The sequence below is a fragment of the Hymenobacter properus genome, from assembly GCF_015694735.1.
Taxonomy (GTDB): Bacteria; Bacteroidota; Bacteroidia; order Cytophagales; family Hymenobacteraceae; genus Hymenobacter; species Hymenobacter properus.
Map to the genome: position 1 here is coordinate 933,933 of NZ_JADQDP010000002.1, position 21,731 is coordinate 955,663.

Sequence of the window (21,731 nt, forward strand, 5' to 3'; positions counted from 1 at the left end):
GGAATGCCCGCCAACCGGGGGTATCTTTGAGAATGAAGAATGAGGAATGAAGAACGGGAATTGCCCACACGGCATTCTCAATTCTTCGTTCCTCATTCTTCATTCGTCATTAAGCGCCGCCTCTCATGCCCACGTTCTCGCACCTTCACTCGCACACGCAATACTCGCTACTCGACGGCCAGGCCAGCATCGGGGCCCTGATGAAGAAAGCCCAGAAGGACGAGATGCCCGCCGTGGCCCTCACTGACCACGGCAACATGTTCGGCGCGTTCAACTTCGTGGCCGAAGCCAACAAGTACAACGTGAAGCCTATCGTGGGCTGCGAGTTCTACTTGGTGGAGGACCGGCACCGCAAGACCTTCAGCCGCGAAAAGGGGGAGCGCGACAACCGCTTCCACCAGCTGCTGCTAGCCAAAGACCAGGCCGGCTACCACAACCTGGCCAAGCTCTGCTCGCTGAGCTTCATCGAGGGTGTGTACTCCAAGTTTCCGCGCATCGACAAGGAGCTGCTGGTGAAATACCACGAGGGCCTCATTGCCACCTCGTGCTGCATTGGGGCCGAGATTCCGCAAACCATTCTCTTCGGCACTGAGGCCGAGGCCGAGGAAAAGCTGAAGTGGTGGCTCGACTTGTTTGGTGAGGATTTTTACATCGAAATCCAGCGCCACGGGCTGATGAACTTCGACGGCACCGGTAAAAGCCAGGAAGATGTGAACCAGGTGCTGCTGGGCTTTGCGAAGAAATACAACGTCAAAGTCATCTGCACCAACGACTCGCACTACGTCGACCAGACCGACTACGCCGCCCACGACCTGCTGCTGTGCGTGAACACTGGTGAGGAGCACAGCATCCCCGTCGGCGACATCCGCACCAACTACTACACTTTGATGACCAGCAAGGGCGAGGTGAAGTACGACCTGCTGGACAACCTGCGCGCCGCCTACGGCCGCGACGAAAAAGCCCAGCAGCAACTGCGCCGCATCGACGAGGAGCTGCAGAAGCCCAAGCCCCACACCCGCTTTGGCTTCGCCAACGACCAGTTCTTCTTCAAGACGCAGGCGCAGATGAACGACTTGTTCGCCGACGTGCCCGAAAGCCTGGACAACACCAACGAAATTGTGGACAAAGTGACGCCGCCCAAGCTGGCGCGCGACATCCTGTTGCCCAACTTCCCCATTCCCGCGCCCTTCGCCAACGCCGACGAGTTCCTGCGCGAGCTGACTTATGTGGGCGCCTTTGGCCCGAGCGCCGGCAACGGCACCGTGACCATGACCAAGCCGCCGCGCTACTCGGAGCGCACCCCCGAGATTGAGGAACGGCTTGACTACGAGCTGCGCATCATCCAGACGATGGGCTTTGCGGGTTATTTCCTCATCACGCAGGACTTCATCAACAAGGGCCGCAACATGGGCGTGGCCGTGGGCCCGGGCCGGGGCTCGGCCGCCGGCTCGGCCGTGGCCTACTGCGTGGGCATCACCAACATCGACCCCATCAAGTACTCGCTGCTGTTCGAGCGTTTCCTCAACCCCGAGCGTGTGTCGATGCCCGATATTGACATCGACTTCGACGACGTGAACCGCCAGCGCGTCATCGACTACGTGGTGGACAAGTACGGCAAAACGCAGGTGGCCCAGATTATCACCTTCGGTACGATGGCCGCGAAATCGTCTATCAAGGACGTGGCGCGCGCCATGGAGCTACCCCTGCCGCACACCAACGACCTCACCAAGATGGTGCCCGACAAGCCCGGCACCACCCTGGCCGGTGCCTTCGCCGAAAACCAGGAGCTCGATATGATTCGGCGTGATGAATCGCCGGAGAACCTCAAGGGCCAGATTCTACGCCTCGCTACGCAGCTTGAAGGCTCGGTGCGCAATACCGGCATCCACGCGGCCGGCGTCATCATCGCGCCCGACGACATCACTAAGTACATACCGGTTTCAACCTCGAAGGACTCGGACCTGTTGGTGACGCAGTTCGACGGCAAGGTGATTGAGAGCGCCGGCATGTTGAAGATGGATTTTCTGGGCCTCAAAACCCTGACCATCATCGTGGATGCGCTGACGCTGATTGAGAAAAACCACGGCGTCAAAATCGACATCGACGAGATTCCGCTCGACGACGAAAAGACTTACGCGCTCTACCAGCGTGGCGACACCATTGGCACGTTCCAGTTCGAATCCGAGGGCATGCGGCAGTACCTCAAGGACCTGAAGCCGACCAACATTGAGGACCTGATTGCCATGAACGCACTCTACCGGCCGGGCCCGATGCAGTTCATCCCGAACTTCATCAACCGCAAGCACGGCCGCGAGGAAGTAGAGTACCCGCACGACCTGCTCAAGCCCATCCTGGAGTACAGCCAGGGCATCATGGTGTACCAGGAGCAGATTATGCAGACGGCCCAGATTCTGGCCGGCTACTCGCTCGGCGGGGCCGACTTGCTGCGCCGCGCCATGGGTAAGAAGGACATGAAAAAGATGGCCTTGGAGCGCGAGAAGTTCACCAAGGGCGCCAAGGAGCTACACAACATCCCGGAGAAGAAGGCCAACGAAGTCTTCGACGTGATGGAGAAGTTCGCCGAGTACGGCTTCAACCGCTCGCACTCGGCCGCCTACTCGGTGGTGGCTTATCAGACGGGTTATCTGAAGGCCAACTACCCGGCCGAGTACATGGCCGCCGTGCTCACCAACAACATGGGCGACATCAAGAAGGTGACCTTCTTCATTGAGGAAGCCCGCAAGCAAGGCGTGCCCGTGCTCGGGCCCGACGTGAACGAATCCCTGCTCAAGTTCAACGTGAACCAGGAGGGCGCCATCCGTTTTGGCATGGGTGCGGTGAAGGGAGCGGGCGAACTCGCGGTGGAAAGCATGGTGCAGGAGCGCGAGAAAAACGGCGAATACACCGACATTTTTGACTTCGCCAAGCGCGTGAACCTGCGCACCGTGAACAAGAAAACCTTCGAAAGCCTGGCCCAGGCCGGCGCCTTCGACAACTTCGGCAAGCACCGCCGCCTGTACCTGGATGCGCCCCAAGGCGACCAGAACCTCATCGAAAAGGCCATGCGCGTGGGCCAGCAGCACGCGGCGGCTAAGGAGTCGGCCCAACACAGCCTGTTTGGGGCGGGGGCCTTCGGGGCGGTGGCCGCGCCCATGCCCAAAATCCACGAGATGGAGCCCTGGAGCAAAACCGAGCAGTTGCGCCGCGAGAAGGAAGTGGTGGGCTTCTACCTCTCGGGCCACCCGCTCGACAGCTACAAGCTGGAGCTGGACGCATACTGCACCTGCGGCCTGGAAAAGGTAGATGAGATTAAGAACAAGGAGCTAGCCGTGGCCGGCCTCATCACCAACGTGATGTTCAAGACCACCAAAACCGGCCAGCCCTTCTGCACCTTCACCCTCGAAGACTACGAGACGAGCATCAGCCCGGCCCTGTTCCGCGACGATTACACCAAGTTTGCGCCCCTCATCAACCCGCGCAACTACCCCAACGAGCAGGTGCCGCCCATGTACGTGCGTCTCAAGCAGGAGCTGCGCCGCCACACCCAGGACCAGTGGGACCTGCGCATCCTCAGCATTCAGCCGCTAGCCGACATTGCCGAGAAGATGAGCAAGGGCGTGCGCGTGCGCCTCGACCTGCGCACCGTGACCGAGCCCATGCTCGACCGCCTGGAAGAAGCCATCGAGTTTGCCAAAGGCTCGAAGCGCCTCGAAATCCAGTTCGTGGAGCCGCACGAGCACCTGGCCGTCGACATGTTCTCGCGCCGCTTCCAGATTGAGCCGAAGGCTTTTATCGAGAAGATGAAGGAGCTAGAAATGGAAGTTTGCACGCTGATTTAGGCTTAGTGCTGGTGCCCTAGCGCGCCAGCACCAGCCGGGCAGTGGTGCTGCCCTCGCGCAAGCGCAGCCTCACCGTGTACACACCGGGGGCCAATAAATAGGTAGGGAGCGCAAGGCGGTTGTCGCCCGGGGCGGCGGGGTGCGCGCCCTGCCACACCAGTTGGCCAAGGCCGTTGTGCACCTCAACCTGCGCCAGTTGGGTCGAGGGCGCGGTGAATTGCAGCGTGGTTTGGTCGGCGGCAGGGTTGGGAAACAGGCGCAGGAGGGCCGGTGAGGCAGCAACGGCCGTGGCCAGCGGGGCCGTCACGGTCAGCGTGAACGTGCTGCTGGCCGCGGCGTAGCCGGGGGCAGTGGCTTGCAGTGTGGCCGTGTAGGTGCCAGGCGCGAGGCCGGTGGCGTCGGCTTGCAGCACCACATACTGCCCCGATGGGTCCACTGTTCCGGTGCGGGCGCCCGCGGCCAGCGTGAGCCAGGCCGGCAAGGCGCTGAGGGTGTAGTTGGCCGTGCCACTGGGCGTCCAGAGCAAATTGCGGACGGCCACTTGTCCGCCAGCCACCACCTGGGCGCTGAGCTGAGCCCGCGAAAAATGCAAATTATAAGCCGGGGTACGAGCCAGCGGGGTGGTGCGCGTGGCAGTTTCGGGGCCCAGCGCGCCCTCTATTTCGCCTTGCGCCACGATGAGCGTGTTATTCAATACGGTGGCAAAGGCGCCGCCGAGCATGGTGGGCAGTCGGCAAAGTTCGGTCCACTGGTCGGTGCCGGGGTCGTAGCTGAGCACATCTTCGCGGTTGGTGTAGTCGTCCTGGCCCCCTATGGTCAGCAGGCGGCCGTCGAGGGGCGTCACGGTGCCTTCGAAGTGGGAGCGCACGGTGGGAAAGTCGCGGAGCCGCGTCCAGGCATTGGTCAGTGGGTCGTATTCGTGCACCAGCGCTGTCTGGGTCACCGAAATGTTGTGCCCGTGTTGGCCGGCCAGGGCGTAAATCTTGCCGCCCACCGAGGCTCCACCCAAGTGGCAGCGCGGCAGCGGCAACGGCGCCGCCACCTGCCAGCCCGCTGCTTCGTTGTCGAGGTTTAGCACGTAGTGCATGGGCGAATCGGTTTGAATATCGGCCTCAACTCCGCCAAAGTAATGCAGCTGCCGGCCCAGCAGGGCTGCTGCGCCCGCGCCGCGCCGCGCCGGCAGGGGCGGACCCATGCGCCAGGTATCGGTGCGCGTGTCGTACACCTGCACCGCATCTGTGACCACGCCGGGGTAGTTGCCCACAAATCCACCCATTATCCAAATAGTTGGGCCGGCCACGGCGGCAGCGGTGTGGGTGGCCATCAATGGCATGGGAGTCAGCGTCGCCCAGGTATTGGCAGCCAAGTCGTATCGCTGCGTCAGATTAGTGGCCAGAAGCCCCCTGTAATAACCGCCGAAGGTGTAAAACTGGTTGCCCACCAGGCCGCATTGGCCTTCCTTGCGCTCCAGTACGCTGGCCGCGCGCGGCGTCCAGGCACACGCAGGGGCCGGCGTCGAGCCGGCCGGTTGTCGCAGTACTTCTATCGCCGTCACGGTCGGCTGGTCTACCATCGGCACAAACTCCAGGCTCGCAAAGCCATCCGTGACAGTAGCGCGGTATTCCTTCACCACGGCCGTCATGGGGCCGGCGGTGGCGTTGAGGTCGTGGTTGATGAGCACGCGCTGGTCTTCGAGCCGCATGCTAAACACCCGCCGGCCGCTGCCGCCGGGGCCGCCGTTGGTGGCGCCGTGGTAGATTTCGGCTAAGTGCACGCGCACGAGGTAGTCGCCGGCCGGCACCGGAATGTCGTAGCGCAGCGGCGCGAGCCACGGCGGGCCGCTGCGTTCCGTCCGATACAAGGCGTCGTCGGCAGTGCCGGCAATGTCCACAATGGCCGGGTTGGCATAGGGGCGGCCACCCGTGTAATACTGGTCGGCCAGAAACAGGCGTCCGTCGGTGGTGCGATAAGCTTGTGAGCTGCCGCAATCGATGCGAACCGTGTCGCCGTTGGCGGCCGGGTGGAGGCATGCCGAGGTCAGTAGCGTAAACAGTGTGAGCATAGCGGAATGGTAAAGAGCTGGAAGCGCGGCAGTAATGTACTGAAGCAAGTACGGGTGGCCTGCTGCAGAAGATGTTGGGTTTGCCTTCTTCAGACCTGCTGGCTTGGCGAGCCGGAAAAATTATTTAGCCCGGCCGGGGTAATTAATTGGCTCATCAAGAATAGCGCAAAATTTCCACACGTCGTCTTCGGCCCGCCGTTGGCTTGGCCAAACGCGCCGTTCGCCCAGATAATCCGCCGCTGCCCGCCCACGGCCGGCCCGGCCTGAACTTTCCCCTGCCCGCTCTGTTTTACCTCCAATCTGCTACCTTGCGACCCCGTTGGCCGTATACGCCAGACCATTATTTAACCCCCAACCCCAATCGAAATGGGACACAAAGCAATTGAAATCACCGACGCCAACTTCGAAGAAATCATCGGCGGCGACAAACCGGTATTGGTAGACTTCTGGGCCGAATGGTGCGGCCCCTGCCGCATGGTAGGCCCCGTGGTAGAAGAGCTGGCCGGCGAATACGAAGGCAAAGTCGTGGTGGGCAAAGTTGACGTGGACGCCAACCCCCAGACCTCGATGAAGTTCGGCATCCGCAGCATCCCCACGCTGCTGGTGTTTAAGAACGGCCAAATCGTGGACAAGCAAGTAGGCGCTGTGCCCAAGCACGTGCTCGCCCAAAAACTCGAAGCCCAGGTAACGGCTTAAGCGCCCTCGCCTCGTTCATAAAAAAGCCCCTTGCCAGTGCGGCAAGGGGCTTTTTCTGTTCAGGTGTTTTGGGGAGGATGATTAGTCGTGGGTATGGCTGCGGCGGATGCGCGACTGCATTTTGGCGTGCAGCTTCAGTTGCTTTTGGTGGCCGTGCAGCTGCCGGCGCAGCTGGCGCGGCGAAGTCACTCCCTTACTTTCTTCGAGGCCCAGCACCACGAACATCACATGCTGCATTTTGGCGGCGAAGCGGTTTGTCTTAACCGAAAGCTTCTTCATCTTGGAAACCTGCTTGGCGGCGGCCACTTTTTCGCGGGCGGCGGCCCGGCGTTCGGCTGCGGCGGCTTTGCGCTGCATTTCGGTTGGGTTGTCGGGCGTGGGCAGGTAGCTGTTAGCAGCTTGTGCTGCGCTATGCGCAAAAATCAGCAATGCCCCGAGGACGAAAGAGTAGAGGTGTCTTTTCATGAGTAAAGAGTATAAAATGAAGATGCCGGTGCCCCACACAAACGGCAGCTAAGCGCCGTGGTTGCTGGTCGGTGGGTGCTAATGTATGCCTAATTACATTTTTGCCAAATATATTTCAAGTTATTATTGCTATTAAATAAGGAAATTTTCTAAATGACGTGCTTACTCATTGATAATCTGTCGAATAATTAACTGAATAAAGAATGATTTGGAGCTTTTATACGTGTAGGCTGTGGCCGAAAAAGGCCGGGGAGGGTCACTTTTAAGGCGGTTTTGGAAGAAGAAATGGGGATTAAATACTCGTTTAATGCGATTTGCGAAATTGTAATTTAAAGCGCTACTGTTCCGGTTGCCAACCTCAGCTTCGCCTTGAGGATAATGCCACGCCAACTACATGGCCTCAAGTCGCGTAGGAGGCCCATCTCTCACCCTTTTTTTATCTTTCAACATGAAGCGCATCCTCGGTTTCCTCGTTTCCCTGAGCTTGTTAGGTGGCACGGCCGCCGTGGCTCAAACCACCATGCCCGCGCAAACTGCGCCGGCTGCTACGTCGAGCAGCAGCTCAACGAAGATGACAACTACCAAAACAACCCAGCCCGGCTCGAAAGTGACCACAAAGTCGAGCACGATGCAAAACCCGGCGGGCATGTCCAAGTCGAGCACCATGACTAAGAGCTCGGGTTCGATGACCAAGTCGAGCACCATGACCACGCCTTCGGGCATGACGAAATCGTCCACGTCGAGCAGCACGCACGTGAAGGCCGACGGCACCGCCGACATGCGTTACAAGGAAAACAAGATGACCAAAACCACCGGGCCCATGAAAGCCGACGGCACGCCCGACATGCGCTACAAGGCCAACAAGTCGACGGTAAAAACGACCAAAACCAAAATGTAAGGTTCGGCCTTGCACTTGTTAAAAAAGGCCTTGCCGTGATGGCAAGGCCTTTTTTTGCATATTAGCGCCCACCCGCCGGGCCCCGCCGCGGCCAGCGGCCTAACTTGCGCCCAGATTCCTAACCGACCCTTGCCCATGCGCTACGCTCCCCTCGCCCCCGAGCTTTTTGTTGAAAACCGCCGCCGCTTCCGCGAACTGCTGCCGCCGGCTTCGCTGGCCATTTTCCAGAGCAACGACATCATGCCCACCAACGCCGACGGCACCATGGCGTTTCGGCAGAACAATGACCTTTTCTACCTGAGCGGGGTAGACCAGGAGGAAAGCATCCTGGTCATCTTCCCCGATGCGCGGCTGCCGCAGCACCGCGAAATTCTGTTTCTGAAGGAGACGTCGGAGCACATTCTCATTTGGGAGGGCTACAAGCTGACCAAGGACGAGGCCCGGCAGAACTCCGGCATCCGGACCATTATGTGGCTCGACAGCTTCAAGTCGGTGCTGCCCGCGCTGATGAACGAGGCCGAAAATGTGTACCTGAACTCGAACGAGCACATTCGGGCCGTGGTGGAGGTGGAAACGCGCGACGCCCGCTTCATCAAGATGCTGCAGGCGCAGTACCCGTTGCACAACTACCGCCGCGCCGCGCGCCTGCTGCACCAGCTGCGCGCCATCAAGAGCCCCGAGGAAATCCGGGTGATGCGCCAGGCCTGCGACATCACGGGCAAGGCGTTTCGGCGGCTGCTGGGCTTCGTGAAGCCGGGCGTGTGGGAGTTCGAGATTGAAGCTGAAATTGTGCACGAGTTTATGCGCAACCGCAGCCGCGGGCCGGCCTACGGCAGCATTGTGGCCAGCGGCAAAAACGCCAACGTGCTGCACTACACCACCAACGACAACCAGTGTCAGGATGGCGACGTGATTCTGCTGGACTTTGGCGCCGAGTACGCCAACTACGCGGCCGACCTGTCGCGCTCCATCCCCGTCAACGGCAAGTTCACCCCGCGCCAGCGGCAGGTGTACGACGCGGTGCTGGCCGTGATGGCCTTCGCCAAAACCCGCCTCGTGGCCGGCGCCGAGATTGAGGAGTACCACCGCCTGGTGGGCGAATGCATGGAGCAGGAACTCATCAAGCTCGACCTGCTGAATGCCTCGGACGTTAAAAATCAGGACCCCGCCGCGCCGCTCTATAAGAAGTATTTCATGCACGGCACCAGCCACTACCTCGGCCTCGATGTGCACGACGTGGGCTACAAATACCGCGTGTTTGAGCCCGGCATGGTATATACCTGCGAGCCCGGCATCTACATCCCCGAAGAAGGGCTGGGCATCCGCTTGGAAAATGACATTCTCATCACGCCCGGTGGCAATGAGGATTTAATGGCCGACATTCCCTTGCAGGCCGATACCATTGAAGATTTGATGGCGGCAGGGCGCTAAATCCCGGCTGTATAATAGGAAAAAAGCCCTTCCCGCTGCGCAGCGGGAAGGGCTTTTTCGTTCGGGTGTAAAGCAAGACTATTTCGCCGTCGCCTGCACTATCTGCGGCAAGTACTTGCCCAGTGCTTCTACCTGCGACTTGGTAAAATTGCCCTGCACCGACACTAGCACGAAAGAATCGGCTACGTCGGGCAGCGTGCCTAAGGCAGCAAACTCCGACACGCTATTGCCCGAACCGCGGGTGGAAATGGCGTAGTTGCTGCCGCCAAAGCCGGCCGTGGAAAGCGGGTCATACTTGTTGTTTTGCAGAATGCCAGCCGCCTCGGCGCGCAGGCCCTGCGCAGCCAGTTCCTTGGCCGACGACGTGGTGGGCGTGAAGCTGATGACGCGGGCCGCGCGGATGCCGGTAATGGCGTTGGTGAGGTCGGAGCCGCCGAGCAGCTTGGCGGCTTTCACCAAGGCCAGGCGCTGCAGCAGGTCGGCCGACCATTCGGTGGCTTTAAAACCTTCGCGGTTTTCGTATTTCGAGAAGAATGAAGCCACAGTTTTGGCGGGCGTACCGGGGCCGCCGGCGCGGCAGCCGGCCAGCAGCAAAATCAGGAAAAGGACGGGAAAGCGGAGTTTGGCAAGCATACAGGAGTGTTGGGGTAAGAGAAGTGTGTTTTCGGAATAACGAGAAATCCAGAAAAAAGAACGTCCTGCCACGTATCGTCCGTCATCCTGAGCGCCGCGAAGGACCTTATCACGTCAGCACAGTTGGTCGAGGCATGAGAAGGTCCTTCGCGGCGCTCAGGATGACGGACGATTGATTTGCTGCTGCGCGCGAGATGCTTCGCTACGCTCTGCATGACAGGACAACTTTCCTGCACTCAGCCTAAAAAACCACCGAATTCAGAAAGAACACCTGGCGGTCGGGGCCGTGCTCCACCTTCACGCGCTGGTAGCCGGTAGCCACAAAGCGGCTGCCGAACCACGGGAGCAGGTCGGCCTGCGAGGTGTCGCTGGTGCGCTCAGGGCCGGTTTCGGCAGCGCCGGTGCCGGTGCGGATGACGACCTGCTGGTCGTTGGGCGAGTCTTCGGCGCGGTTTATCAGCTTGTAGCGCAGCTTGTCCTCGTCGAGGTAAGCCAGCACGAGGCGGCCGTCGGGCAGGCGCTGCAGGCGCACAGCTTCTTCGAGCTCGACGCGGCGCAGGTTTTCCACCACGAAGGTGTTGTCCCAAATCAGGGCACCGGTGTGGTCGAAGCCGCACACCACGGCGTGGGTGGTCTGGTAGCCGTCGAACACGCGTGAGTTGGCGTAGGGCAAAGGGCCAAATTGGTTGCCAAGGTTGTTAAAAGGGCCCGTGTAGCTGCCGTAGCTATTGTAGCGGTAGTGGGGCACATAGGCCTCGGCCACCAGCACGTAGCCGCCGTCGGGCTGGGGCAGCAACTCGTGCAGCAGCAGGCGGTAGTGCCAGCGCACGGGCGCACTGGAGCGGGCCAGCCGGCGCGCCATGCGCGCCCGCAGCCGGGCCTGGCGCGAGGGCTTGAGGTAGTCGAAAAAGTGCTTGAGGTGCAGGAAATCGTAGAAACGCAGCGGCTGCTTGGTGCCGGGGCTCGTCGGAGCACCCAGGTCGGTGGCGAAGAGGCCCTGCGCAAAATCGGGGCCGCGCAGCGAGTAGGTGCCCATGAGCAAGCGGGCAGTGGTGTCTTGCGGGGGCGTTACCTGGGCCGTGATGAGGCTGCGCTCACTCTCGGCCTGCACAAATTCCGACTTCACGAGCTGGCCCCGGTCGGTGAGCTGCTTGAGCAGCAGGCGGCTTTTGCGGCCGTTGGTTTGGCTCAGCACGTACTCGGCGCGGCGGGTGGCGGCATCGGCCACGAAGGTGAGCTGGGTGGGCAGCGGCTCGTACACCGAGGGCAGGTATTGCATCTGGCCGGTGGCCACGTCGAGCAGCAGGGCCGTCACGTGCAGCTGGTCGTTGAGCAGCACGGTGGCGAAAAGTCGGCCGTCGAGCGCCTTCAGCTCTACCACGTCGCGGCTTAGCTTGGTGTCGAACTGCTGGGTGCGCACCTGGCCGAGATGGCCGTTGTAGGCCGCCGCCCACAGCCGGCCGGGGTTGCTGTGCGAGGCAAACAGGGCGTACACGGTGCTGCCCTCGGCACACATGCGAGTGAAATCGAACTCGTCGGGCACTTCCAGCGGCATTTCCTGCCGCAGGTGCAGGGCGTGGTCGTACTGCTGAAAGCTGAACAGCGTTTTGCTGGAAAGCGGCTTATTGCGGCCTAGCAGCAGCACCACGGTGCTGTCGGCGGGCAGGGCTTGCACGTGCACCTCGCTGTCCGACGGCTCCAGGGGCAGTTCGGTACGGGCCGTTTGCACGGGCGCCCCCGGCGCCGGTATGGCCGACAACTGGCCCCGTTTCTGAGCCCGCGCCGCAGGTGCTCCGACGAGGGAGCCGGCCCAGAGTAGCAGAAGAAAGTAGCGGAGTTTCATGCCCGAGTGCTCTAGAAAAGCAGTTGGAAATACCGACTCCAACGAGCGGCTGCTTCGCTAAAGTTAATGGCTAATACGGCGGTTTTGTGCCCGCCGGTGGCTTTTTATTTTGCGCCCAGCGCCAGAATGACGTCATACTCCTCGGGCCGCACCGGCAGCACCGACAGGCGCGACTGCCGCAGCAGGGCCAGCTCACTCAAACGGGCCTCAGCCTTAATCTGGGCCAGGCCCACGGGCTGGGGCAGGGGCTGCACGGGCCGCAGGTGCACGGCCACCCAGGGCGAGCCGGCTTCAGCCGTGGCATCGGGCGCGGCCAGGGCGGCCACTTCGGCAATGCCCACCACGGCCTTCTCGCTCACGCTGTGGTAGTAGAGCACAAGGTCGCCGGGCTGCATCAGGTTCAGGTTGTTGCGGGCCTGGTAGTTGCGCACGCCGGTCCAGTCGGTGCCGTCCTCGGCCACGAAGGTGTCCCAGGAATATTTATCGGGTTCAGATTTAACGAGCCAGTGTCTCAAGTGGTGGATTGGTGGATGAGTGGGGTGGTGAATTGATGCCTTGGCCGCGCAATTTGCATACACCAGCCAGCAAACTCAATAATCCACCATTCTACCAACCCAGCAATCCGCTAACTCATAGCGCGAAGCCCAAATCGAAGCTGACGATGTTGGCCTTGAGGTCGGCGCGGTCGGCGGCGCTGTAGATGCTGGAGCCTGTTTGCTGGTAGTTCGCATAGCGCACATCCAGCGACTTGAGGCGCATTACATGCGGGCGGCCCTGCCCATCCTGCCCCGGCACGCGGAAGCGGGTGATGCCGTACACCGGCGAGTAGCGCAGCCCCAGGCCCAGCTTGTTGGCCGAGAATGCCGACAGGTCGTAGTCCGAAGTGTAATATGTGTCGTTGACGGAGTGCTGGGCGAAGGGCGCAAAGTAGGTGGCCGCCGTCTGGGTGTGGTAGCGATAGAAGGGATACAGCGCGAAAAACTGCGTCACCTTCACCGGCAGCTCCACTTCCAGCGTATGGGCCCGAATGCCGAAATTGTCGTTGTAGAAGCGGTAGAAGCCGCGCACCTGCACCAGGTCGGTGGCGTAAAAATTCATTCGTAAACTCACCGGATACTTGAAGCGGGCGCGGGGCAGGTTTTCGATGCGGGCTGCCGTGGGGAAGCGCGGCGCGAATTCGCCGCCGGCCGCAGGCTCAGGGTTGGCCACGGTATTGTCGCGGAAATACACCCGGTGAAACGGCGTGCTCAGCAGCCCGTTCTGCGACACCAGCTCGGTGCTAACGGCCGCCTGGAGGCGCTTGGTGAGCACCTGCGAGTAAGTGGCCGTGAAGTTATAGGTCTGCCGCGTATCGGACCCGTAGTTGCCCTTGCCGGTAAGGTTGCCGCTGTAGCCTGGGCGTAGCTCAATGGGGTTAATGAGCGTCACCTGGTCGAAGAAAACCTGTCCGGCGAGGCTAAGCTGGCGGTTGCCGTCGCGCGACGTTTTGGCGAAGGAACCGGCCACGTTGGTGGAGAAATAGTCGTATTCCTTCGACACGCCCGCGCCCACGCCCCAGATGGTGCCCTTGTACTTGTGCTCGCGGGTGTAGCCGAAGTCGCCGTGGTAGCGCACATCGTGGGTCGAGGGCGTGCTCAGCGCAAAATCAATCCGGTCGGTCGAAGCCGAAGCGTAGAAGTCGGCCCCCAAGTTGGCCGAAAGGCGGCTCACCGTGTCGAGCGGCACGTTCACAATGATGGCCGGGGGCACGTCGGTCAACTGTTGGGTGCCGCGGCCGCCTTCCACCGCGCCGTGGCTGCCGTCTTGCTGGTAGTAGCCGCCGATGATGTCGATGGTGGTTTCGCCGGCCGGCCGGCTCGCGGGGGCCGTCGGGCTCACCGGTGCCCCGTAGCCGTCGATGCGGTTGGGGTTTTGGGTAGTGCCGGTCTGGGCCCAGGCCGGGGCAGCCAGGGCAGCGAGAGCAAGGAAGGAGAGGAGTAGCGTTTTCAAGAGAAAAAAGAACGTCATGCTGAGCGGAGTCGAAGCATCTCTACCGCGCAACGGATTCATTCGATTGGATTACTGCTGCGGTAGAGATGCTTCGGCTGCGCTCAGCAGGACGTTTACCACTAACCCCTAATTACATCCGCAGCCGCCGCCCACCTTGCCGCCGTTGGCGCCGCCCGCGCCTTCGCGGTAGCTCTCGAAGTTGGTTTCGGGCGTTTCCACGGTTTTGCTGGCCAGCTTCATGTCCTCGTCGTTGAGGTACACCTTCTGGTAAGCCGCCACCGACACGCAGCTGGGCAGGGCAGCGCCCATCGGCAGCAACAGCAGCGCCAGGGCCAGGCGCGGGTAGGAGAGGAGCAGGGATTTATTCACGGGAGTAATACGAGAAATCAAGGCTGAGTTGGGGTGGCGCCGTGGTAATAATTCAGCTTCATGCCCTTCGATACGAGGGTTTTGTTGTCGTCGGTTATCAACGTGCAATCCACATTTTTCAAGCCGTTGATAAACGCCAAACCGGCGGTTGGGCCTTTCACGAAGACGACTTCGTCTAATCCATCGGCCAATTCCACATCAGGGCACAGGATGGTGACCGAGCGCAAACCCACCGACGGGTAGCCGGTGTGCGGGTTGATGATGTGCCCGTACACCTGCCCACCCACCGTGAAGTACTGCTCGTAGTTGCCGGCTGTCACCACGGCTATGTCGGTCACGTCAATCCAGGCGGCCACGCTGCGCGGGTGGTCGGGGTCGCCGATGGCCACGCGCCAGAGCGAGCCGTCGGCCTGCCGGCCCCAGCAGTAGATGTCGCCCGAGCCGTTCAGCAGCCCTCCTTTAATGCCCAGCCCGTCGAGCACCTGCTTGGCCCGGCGTAGGCCATAGCCCTGCAGAATGCCCGCCAGGTTGATGCGCATGCCCTTTTCGGGCAGAAAAACGGTGTGCTGCGTAGCATCGAGCTTGATTTTCTGCCAGCCGATGCGCCGCACCGAGGCCCGCACCGCCGCCGAGTCGGGCAGGCCGGCGTGCGCCTGTCGGTCGAACTTATACAGCTTGTCGGCGCTGGCGAAGGTGATGTCAAAAGCGCCGTCGCTGAGCTGCGAGAGGCGCAGCGTGCGGCTAATCAAGTCAAACGTTTCCTGTGATACCGCCACCGGCCGCACGCCCGCCATCCGGTTGACGCGCACCACTTCGGAGGCGGAATCCCAAAACGACATCAGCCGGTCGATGCGGCGCACTTCCAGCAGGCCCGCGCGCAGGGCCCGCTGCCCGGCAGAGTCGTTTTCGGCCACCACCGTGAAGGTGAAGTGCGAGCCCATGAGGTGGGCGCTGCGGGAGAAGGTGTGGCGCTGCGGCCCGGGCGCCGCCGTTTGGGCGCGGCCGGGCCCGGCGCTCAGCAGCCCCAGTAGCAACAGAATCAGCAGCGTTTTAGGATGCACTCCGGAACAAATTTGCCCTACAGCGTGGGCACCACCGTTTTCAGATAGGCTTCAAAGGCTGCCGGGCCGCCGGCGATGTAACCGGTTTTGGCCAGCACCTTGCCCTCGGGCGAAATCACCACGGCCAATGGAAACTCTCCCTCGCGGTTGAGCTGGGCCGCGGCGGCCTCGTTCAGCTTGAGCTGGGCGGCGCTGGGCTGATTTTTTTTCATCCGGGGAAAGTCGAAGTGGGCCAGCACCAGCTTGTCCTTGGCGTAGGCCGCAAACTCGGGCTTGGCAAATACTTCCTGCTCGTACATGATGCAGGGCTTGCACCAGTCGGAGCCCGAAAAAACGGCCAGAATGGGCCGGTTGGTAGCTTTGGCCTGCGCCTGTGCGGCGCCCAGGTCCGACACCCAGCCTTCGGAGCCTGCCAACCCCTGGGCTGGCGCCGTAGCAGCCGGCAGCACCGTTTGCGGGGCCGAAGCCGCTGGCGAAACGGGCTGCGGCGCGGCCGTGGCTACGGTTTTGGTTTTGCTGGTGCTGCCATCGGCCGCCGTGGTTTTGGTCTTGACTTTATCGTCTTTGGCTTTGATGGTGGTTTTCTGGGCCAAGGCGGGGCCGGCGCTGAGGGCCAGGCCGAGAATGAGTACTCGGGTGGGGGCTGAGAATGGATTGATAGACATGATGATAACGCGGCTAAATGATAAGGCCTGCACAACCATTGGCGGGCGCTGCGTGGTTCTTACGCGGGGCCTTTGTGGAGGTTGACAGCCGTTTGCAAAGACGGTGCCTTCGGCCTTACAAAGCTGTTGCTGCCGCATGAGCGCGCCATGAACAAAGGCCGCGCGCATCGACCAGCCCGGAGAAGTAATCGGCCAGTAGCGTCCTGCTTAGGGCTTTCCGGCCGGCAGCTTGCGCAGCTTGAGTACCTTGTTTTTAAGCGAAAACACTTCCAGGTCGTAATCGGGCTCTTGCCCTTCGTTGAGGTGAATGCGTATTTTATTGAGCTTGCTGCCGTCGATGACCCAGGTGCCAGGATAGCCGGCCAGGCCGTCGGTGGGCGCAATGTTGAACTGCTCGAAGCGGCCATACGATTTAAAGGCAAACCCAGGGCGGCCCCGGCTGGACGGGAAATGGTAGGTGTTGGGCCGATAAACCAAGGTGTCGCCGCTGTCTTCTTCCCGCGAGCTGAGCCAAGTGCCTTCAAGCTGTTTCATGGAGGCCGGGGAATAAATAACGACCGACTTGCGACGCTCGCAGGCCGTGGCGAGCAGCAGCAAGGCCACCGGCCAGAACCGGACGGAGAAACAAAACCTCATAACAAAAATCAGAAAGGGTAACAAGCCAAGGTAAGGCGTTTCAGGTCCGTACGCGGAAAAGGCGCGGCTGGCCGTGCCCGCCACTTTCCGCGTAAGCAGCCGGGTACGCTACATTCGTTCTTCCAACAACCAACTTCCCGTGGACAACCGCGCCCTCACCCGCGCCTTCAAGCTGGCTGCCCAGCTTATGGAGCTGCACGACGAAAACCCGTTTAAAATTCGCGCCATCGAAGGCACGGCCAACGCCCTGGACGCCCTGAGCTTCCCGGTGGCCGAAGTGGAGCGCTCCGGCCTGCCCGACCGCACCGGCCTGAGCAAAACCGCCGCCGCCAAAGTGGCCGAGCTGCTCGACACCGGCACGTTCTCGGACCTGCAGCGCCTGCTGGAAATCACCCCGCCCGGTGTGGTAGAGATGCTGAAAATTAAAGGCATTGGCCCCAAGAAAATACGCAGCTTGTGGCGCGAACTGGGCATCGAAACCATCGAGCAACTGCGCGAAGCCGCCGAAACCGACCAGGTGAGCAAGCTCAAAGGCTTCGGCAAAAAGACCCAGGAAGGCATTTTGGAAGCGCTGGAATTTGCCGGCCAGAGCAGCGGCAAATTGCTTTACCCCCAAGCCGAGCAGCTGGCCGACGACCTGGCCCAGCGCCTGCGCGAAGCCCTCAAAACCGAACAAGTAGCCGTGGCCGGCGAAATCCGCCGCCGCCTCGAAACCGTGGAAACCGTGCGCCTGGTGGCTGCCACCGCACAGTCCGCCGCTGCCCACCAGCTGCTGAACGGGCTGGAGGGCCTCACGGCCGACCCGCGCCGCTCGGGCCCGTTTGCCTGGCGCGGCCGGGCCACCGAATCGGGTGTGCAGGTGGAGGTGCTGCTGGTGTCGCCCGAAGCCTTTGCCACCGAAGTATTCCTGAATTCGGCCGCCGGCGAGCACCTCGACGAAGCCCTGCCCGGCGTGCAGGGCCACGGCGGCGGGGCGCCGGCCACCCTGCGTCAGTTGGCACGCCGTGAGAAGTTTGAACAGGAAGAAGCACTGTACGAGAAGGCCGGCCTGCAGTTTATCGCGCCCGAACTGCGCGAAGGTTTGGGCGAAATCGCCCTCGCCGCCGACAAAAAGCTGCCCCGCCTGCTGGAAGACGGCGACCTGCGCGGCTCCCTGCACAACCACAGCACCTGGTCCGACGGCAACCACAGCATCCGGGAAATGGCCACCTGGCTGCGCGACCACCACTACCAGTACCTGGGCCTGTGCGACCACAGCCAGGCCGCCCACTACGCCAACGGCCTAAGTGTGGAGCGCGTGCGCCAGCAGCACCAGGAAATCGACCAGCTGAACGCCGAGTTGGCTCCGTTCCGCATTTTCAAGGGCATCGAGAGTGACATTCTCGGCGACGGTTCGCTCGACTACCCCGCCGACGTGCTGGCCAGCTTCGACTTCATCGTGGCCTCGGTGCACTCCAACCTGAAAATGGACGAGCGCAAGGCCACCGACCGCCTGCTGCGCGCCATCGAAAATCCCTACACCACCATGCTGGGCCACCCCACCGGCCGCCTGCTGCTGCGCCGCCAGGGCTACCCCATCGACTACAAAGCCGTCATCGACGCCTGCGCCCAGCACCAGGTCATCATCGAAATCAACGCCAACCCCTGGCGCCTCGACCTGGACTGGCGCTGGGTGCGCTACGCCCTGGACCAGGGTGTAATGCTCAGCATCAACCCCGACGCCCACCACACCAACGGCTACGAAGACATGCGCTACGGCGTGCTCATGGGCCGCAAAGGCCACCTGACTAAAGAGATGACCTTCAATGCCAAGACGGTGGAGGAAGTGGCGGCCTACTTCGAACAGCGCAAGGCCAACATCAAGCCGCCGCTGGAATACAAGAAGTCATTGTTTGAGTAGGCATCACTTTAGCACGTCATGCTGAGCGCAGCCGAAGCATCTCGCGTGCAGCAGTAATTACAACCGCTGAACGAATGGAGTTAGTGGAAGCACGCAAGATGCTTCGGCTGCGCTCAGCATGACGTTCTGCCGAGTTATCAATGAAAATCCTCGTTCTCCGCTTTTCTTCCATCGGCGACATCGTGCTGACCACGCCGGTGGTGCGGGCGCTGGCCCAGCAGGTGCCGCAGGCGGAAGTGCATTTCGCCACCAAGCCTGCCTACCGCGGCCTGCTGGAGCCCAACCCCTACATCACCAAGGTGCACTGCCTCACGGGCAGCTTGGGCGAGCTGGTGCAGGCGTTGAAAGCCGAGCGGTTCGATTATATCGTCGACCTGCACAACAACCTGCGCACGCGGCTCATCAAACTGCGGCTGGGCGTCAAATCGAGCAGCTTCGACAAGCTGAACTGGCAGAAGTGGCTGCTGGTAAACTTCAAGGTGGATAAGCTGCCGCGCGTGCACATCGTGCAGCGCTACCTGGCCGCGGCCGCGCCGCTGGGCGTGCGCGACGACGGCCGCGGCCTCGACTATTTCATCCCCGCCGCTCAGGAAATCGACCCGGCCACGCTGCCCATAGCCTTCCAGCGCGGCTACGTGGCCGTGGCTATCGGCGCGCAGCACGCCACCAAACGCCTGCCCATGGAGAAGCTGGTGGAGCTGTGCCAGCGCCTGGCGCCGCGCCCCATCATGCTGCTCGGCGGCCCCGAAGACGCCCCGGCAGCCGAGGCCATCATCGCGGCCCTGGGCCAAGCTAGCTCACCAATCCACAACGGCTGCGGGCGCTACTCGCTGCACCAATCGGCCTCGCTGGTGCGGCAGGCGCAGTTTGTGGTGAGCCACGATACCGGGCTGATGCACATCGCAGCCGCTTTCGGCAAGCTGATTTATAGCGTGTGGGGCAACACCGTGCCGGCCTTCGGTATGTACCCTTACAAAACCGAATTTCAGACCCTGGAAGTGCTAGGGCTGCCTTGCCGGCCGTGCTCCAAAATCGGCTTCGCCAAATGCCCGCAAGGCCATTTCAAATGCATGCGCGACCAAAACCTGAACCTGGACTGGCCGCTGGTTGCCGGCTAAGCCATTGCGCGGTTTTGGAGGCCGAGCACGATAATAACGGCGTTGTTGCTCAGCGCCTCCAGCTCCACTTCGCTCACCTGCCACAGCGCCAGCCCGTCTTTCTCGTGCATCAGCCGGCCTTCCACTTCAAAGGCCCCGGCCAGCACGAAGGCGAAAAAGCTGGAATCTGGCCCGTGGAGCTTGTAAACGGCTTCCTCGCGGCCCGCGAAGCGGCCCAGATGCACAGCGAAGGGCAGCGAAGGGCCGGCCGGTACAGGCGTCACGGGCTGTAGCTGACCGGGCGCGGCGTCAAACCGAAATTCGGCCTGCTGCGTGCAGCCGGTTGAAACCGGCGCATCAGCCAGCAGCCATAGGTGTAGGAAGATGACCAACTCCTCCGCATACGGATTTTTCACTGTGAGCACGCTGCCAGCTGGCAAGGTGAGCACCTGCAGTTGCTCCACCTCAGTAGTAACTTCCGGAGCGCCATCAACGGCCAGCGCCACGGCACCGGTGACGGGGATGATGAGCACATGCGAGGCCTCGGCCACCGTGAAAGCCACGGCGTGCTGCCCGGCCAGGGTTTCTTCGTTGAAGCCGTAGAGACGACCAAACGGCCCTTTGTGCGGGCGCGCCCAGGGGCCGAAATTGAATGTGCTGAACCGCCGGAAACGGTCCGATTCTATCAGGCCCCGCTCATCGGCGAGGAAGATTTTACCCGGCGTTTGCTGGCGCATCAGTTTCGGGCGTTTGAATGGAGTAAATGCTGAGGAAAGCCTGAAGCTGTACTAAGTGGGTAAGCACCTCGCCGCCTGGCGCTGCAGCCGGAGCTGCATCCGACACCAGCAGTAACTGCCCCACCGTGTCGTGCCAACGCAGCGTCGTCGAAACGAAATTTACGGCCACCTGATGCTTGCTTTTGTCCTGCAGGTCGGAATTAATCAGCTCGAACTGAAACCGGTTGAAGCGCAAGAACTGCCGACCCAGGTTGTTGAAAATGTCCGGCATTCGCTCGCTGAGTTGCTGCACGTAGCCCGTCACGGCCCCGCTCACCAGAAAGTGCAGCCGCTCGGCGCCCGGCACATAGTGCAACATCTCGCCGAAAGAGCGGTAGCGGTTTTCGGGGTTGAAATTCTGCGCCTGCAGCCGGAATTCAGTGTAGCTGTCGCCCCACACCAGCTTGTCCCAGGGCCGGGTGGCCGTAGCATCAATGATTTTGCGGTAGCACAGGGTGATGAGGCGGTCGGGCATGATGGCTATGGGAAGAATAAAATCATGAGAACGTCATGCTGAGCGCAGCCGAAGCATCTCTACCGCAATAGTGAATAATTGCATTGCGCTGTAGAGATGCTTCGGCTGCGCTCAGCATGACACCGCCTGCTGGGTTGTTCTACGCCGGCACGCTCAGCGCCCACGCCAGTTGGAAGCCGGCCGTGGTGCTGCCCGTCACAGTGGCCAGCTCCAGGGACACGCCGTCGCTGAACACGTTGTCCTGGGCGTTGGCGGTGTAGCCGCTCAGGCCCTTGGCGTAGCCGTTCACAGCCGCCACGGCCGTGCCGCTGCCTTCGGGGAAGGCAATCTGGGTCACCTTCAGGGAGGTGCCGGTGGCCGAATACACGTGCACGTGGATGTGCGTGGCCCGGCCCGAATACCACCCCGGGAAAATGCTCCTGAACGTCACCTTGCCGCTAGCATCGGTTACCTGCCGGCCGCGCAGGAAGTGCACCGACTGGTAGTTGGTGGCCTGCATGCCCGAGCCGCCGTACTCGGAGTAGTTGCCCTCGGCGTCGCAGTGCCAGATGTCGACCAGCGCACCGGCTAGGGCGGCGCAGTTGGCGTTGCTGTTGTTTACGGTGATGCTGATGGTCAGCGCGTAGCCCGTTTTACCGTCCGTGATGTCGGTGCGTACGTAAGACGACGGCGTTTTCGTGGGGAAAGGGCCCTCAGTTTCCGTTGGCGCCACGGCGCAGCTGCCCGAGCCGCTGCTGGAGCCCGTGGTTCCGGTCGTGCCCGAGGTGCCGCTGGTGCTGGCCGTGGGCGAAACCGTTTCCTTGCCGCAGGCCGAAAGTAGCACGGGCGTAGAGGCGGCTCCCAGCAACAGGCTCTTCAAAAAATGTTTTCTTTCCATGACGTTGGGGGAGGGATGA

General features: G+C 61.6%; 19 protein-coding genes. 6 read left to right on the forward strand and 13 right to left on the reverse strand.

The genetic code is table 11. The annotated features are described in order from the left end of the window. Nucleotides 1-125: 125 nt before the first annotated feature. Nucleotides 126-3,839 (forward strand): DNA polymerase III subunit alpha, encoded by a 3,714-nt coding sequence (gene dnaE, locus I2I01_RS10105; protein ID WP_196286313.1) that lies wholly within the window; start codon nt 126-128, stop codon nt 3,837-3,839. Nucleotides 3,840-3,855: 16 nt separating this feature from the next. Here dnaE and I2I01_RS10110 read toward each other — a convergent pair whose 3' ends face one another. Continuing rightward, nucleotides 3,856-5,901 (reverse strand): Kelch repeat-containing protein, encoded by a 2,046-nt coding sequence (locus I2I01_RS10110; protein ID WP_196286314.1) that lies wholly within the window; start codon nt 5,899-5,901, stop codon nt 3,856-3,858. A gap of 366 nt (nt 5,902-6,267) precedes the next feature. Here I2I01_RS10110 and trxA point away from each other — a divergent pair, with 366 nt between their 5' ends. Further along, the gene (gene trxA, locus I2I01_RS10115; protein ID WP_196286315.1) at nt 6,268-6,597 is read left to right on the forward strand and encodes a thioredoxin; all 330 of its coding nucleotides are present in this window, start codon (nt 6,268-6,270) and stop codon (nt 6,595-6,597) included. A gap of 81 nt (nt 6,598-6,678) precedes the next feature. Here trxA and I2I01_RS10120 read toward each other — a convergent pair whose 3' ends face one another. Next, nucleotides 6,679-7,062 (reverse strand): hypothetical protein, encoded by a 384-nt coding sequence (locus I2I01_RS10120; protein WP_196286316.1) that lies wholly within the window; start codon nt 7,060-7,062, stop codon nt 6,679-6,681. A 448-nt stretch (nt 7,063-7,510) separates the two neighbouring features. On the opposite strand from I2I01_RS10120, the gene I2I01_RS10125 reads away from it, so the two are divergent. Then, nucleotides 7,511-7,960 carry a hypothetical protein gene (locus tag I2I01_RS10125; RefSeq protein ID WP_196286317.1) on the forward strand — a complete coding sequence of 150 codons (450 nt, stop codon included), beginning with the start codon at nt 7,511-7,513 and terminating at the stop codon, nt 7,958-7,960. A 135-nt stretch (nt 7,961-8,095) separates the two neighbouring features. Then, complete coding sequence (locus tag I2I01_RS10130) at nt 8,096-9,391, forward strand: aminopeptidase P N-terminal domain-containing protein (RefSeq protein WP_196286318.1); 1,296 nt, start codon at nt 8,096-8,098, stop codon at nt 9,389-9,391. A 78-nt stretch (nt 9,392-9,469) separates the two neighbouring features. Here the strand turns inward: I2I01_RS10130 and I2I01_RS10135 are convergent, their stop codons facing one another. From I2I01_RS10135 to I2I01_RS10170, 8 genes are all read right to left on the reverse strand, one after another. Next, entirely contained in the window at nt 9,470-10,024 is a 555-nt protein-coding gene (locus tag I2I01_RS10135) for a DUF4252 domain-containing protein (RefSeq protein WP_196286319.1), read from the reverse strand. 241 nt (nt 10,025-10,265) lie between these two features. Further along, on the reverse strand, nt 10,266-11,867 hold the full coding sequence (locus tag I2I01_RS10140) for a hypothetical protein (RefSeq protein ID WP_196286320.1): 1,602 nt from the start codon (nt 11,865-11,867) through the stop codon (nt 10,266-10,268). A 104-nt stretch (nt 11,868-11,971) separates the two neighbouring features. Next, a complete protein-coding gene (locus I2I01_RS10145) occupies nt 11,972-12,382 on the reverse strand; it encodes an EVE domain-containing protein (protein ID WP_196286321.1) in 411 nt (136 codons plus the stop codon). A 115-nt stretch (nt 12,383-12,497) separates the two neighbouring features. Then, nucleotides 12,498-13,856, reverse strand: a complete 1,359-nt coding sequence (locus I2I01_RS10150) for a DUF3570 domain-containing protein (protein ID WP_196286322.1) — start codon at nt 13,854-13,856, stop codon at nt 12,498-12,500. Nucleotides 13,857-13,982: 126 nt separating this feature from the next. Next, nucleotides 13,983-14,165 carry a DUF4266 domain-containing protein gene (locus I2I01_RS10155; protein WP_196286721.1) on the reverse strand — a complete coding sequence of 61 codons (183 nt, stop codon included), beginning with the start codon at nt 14,163-14,165 and terminating at the stop codon, nt 13,983-13,985. A gap of 77 nt (nt 14,166-14,242) precedes the next feature. Next, nucleotides 14,243-15,286, reverse strand: coding sequence for an FAD:protein FMN transferase (locus tag I2I01_RS10160; protein ID WP_196286323.1), 1,044 nt, complete (start codon nt 15,284-15,286; stop codon nt 14,243-14,245). Nucleotides 15,287-15,303: 17 nt separating this feature from the next. Then, nucleotides 15,304-15,951, reverse strand: coding sequence for a thioredoxin family protein (locus tag I2I01_RS10165; protein ID WP_196286324.1), 648 nt, complete (start codon nt 15,949-15,951; stop codon nt 15,304-15,306). A 207-nt stretch (nt 15,952-16,158) separates the two neighbouring features. After that, the gene (locus I2I01_RS10170; RefSeq protein WP_211537898.1) at nt 16,159-16,485 is read right to left on the reverse strand and encodes a lipocalin-like domain-containing protein; all 327 of its coding nucleotides are present in this window, start codon (nt 16,483-16,485) and stop codon (nt 16,159-16,161) included. A gap of 241 nt (nt 16,486-16,726) precedes the next feature. Between I2I01_RS10170 and polX the strand changes: the two genes are divergently transcribed. Continuing rightward, a complete protein-coding gene (polX, locus tag I2I01_RS10175) occupies nt 16,727-18,487 on the forward strand; it encodes a DNA polymerase/3'-5' exonuclease PolX (RefSeq protein ID WP_196286326.1) in 1,761 nt (586 codons plus the stop codon). Nucleotides 18,488-18,627: 140 nt separating this feature from the next. Next, nucleotides 18,628-19,605, forward strand: a complete 978-nt coding sequence (locus I2I01_RS10180; RefSeq protein WP_196286327.1) for a glycosyltransferase family 9 protein — start codon at nt 18,628-18,630, stop codon at nt 19,603-19,605. Here the strand turns inward: I2I01_RS10180 and I2I01_RS10185 are convergent. The 3 genes from I2I01_RS10185 to I2I01_RS10195 form a co-directional block, all read right to left on the reverse strand. Beyond that, a complete protein-coding gene (locus tag I2I01_RS10185) occupies nt 19,602-20,321 on the reverse strand; it encodes a pirin family protein (protein WP_196286328.1) in 720 nt (239 codons plus the stop codon). The two genes, I2I01_RS10180 and I2I01_RS10185, sit on opposite strands and share 4 nt — an antisense overlap. Further along, on the reverse strand, nt 20,299-20,835 hold the full coding sequence (locus tag I2I01_RS10190) for a hypothetical protein (protein WP_196286329.1): 537 nt from the start codon (nt 20,833-20,835) through the stop codon (nt 20,299-20,301). The genes I2I01_RS10185 and I2I01_RS10190 overlap by 23 nt, the downstream gene beginning before the upstream one ends. Nucleotides 20,836-20,974: 139 nt before the next feature. Continuing rightward, nucleotides 20,975-21,712 (reverse strand): dioxygenase family protein, encoded by a 738-nt coding sequence (locus tag I2I01_RS10195; protein ID WP_196286330.1) that lies wholly within the window; start codon nt 21,710-21,712, stop codon nt 20,975-20,977. Nucleotides 21,713-21,731 lie beyond the last annotated feature (19 nt).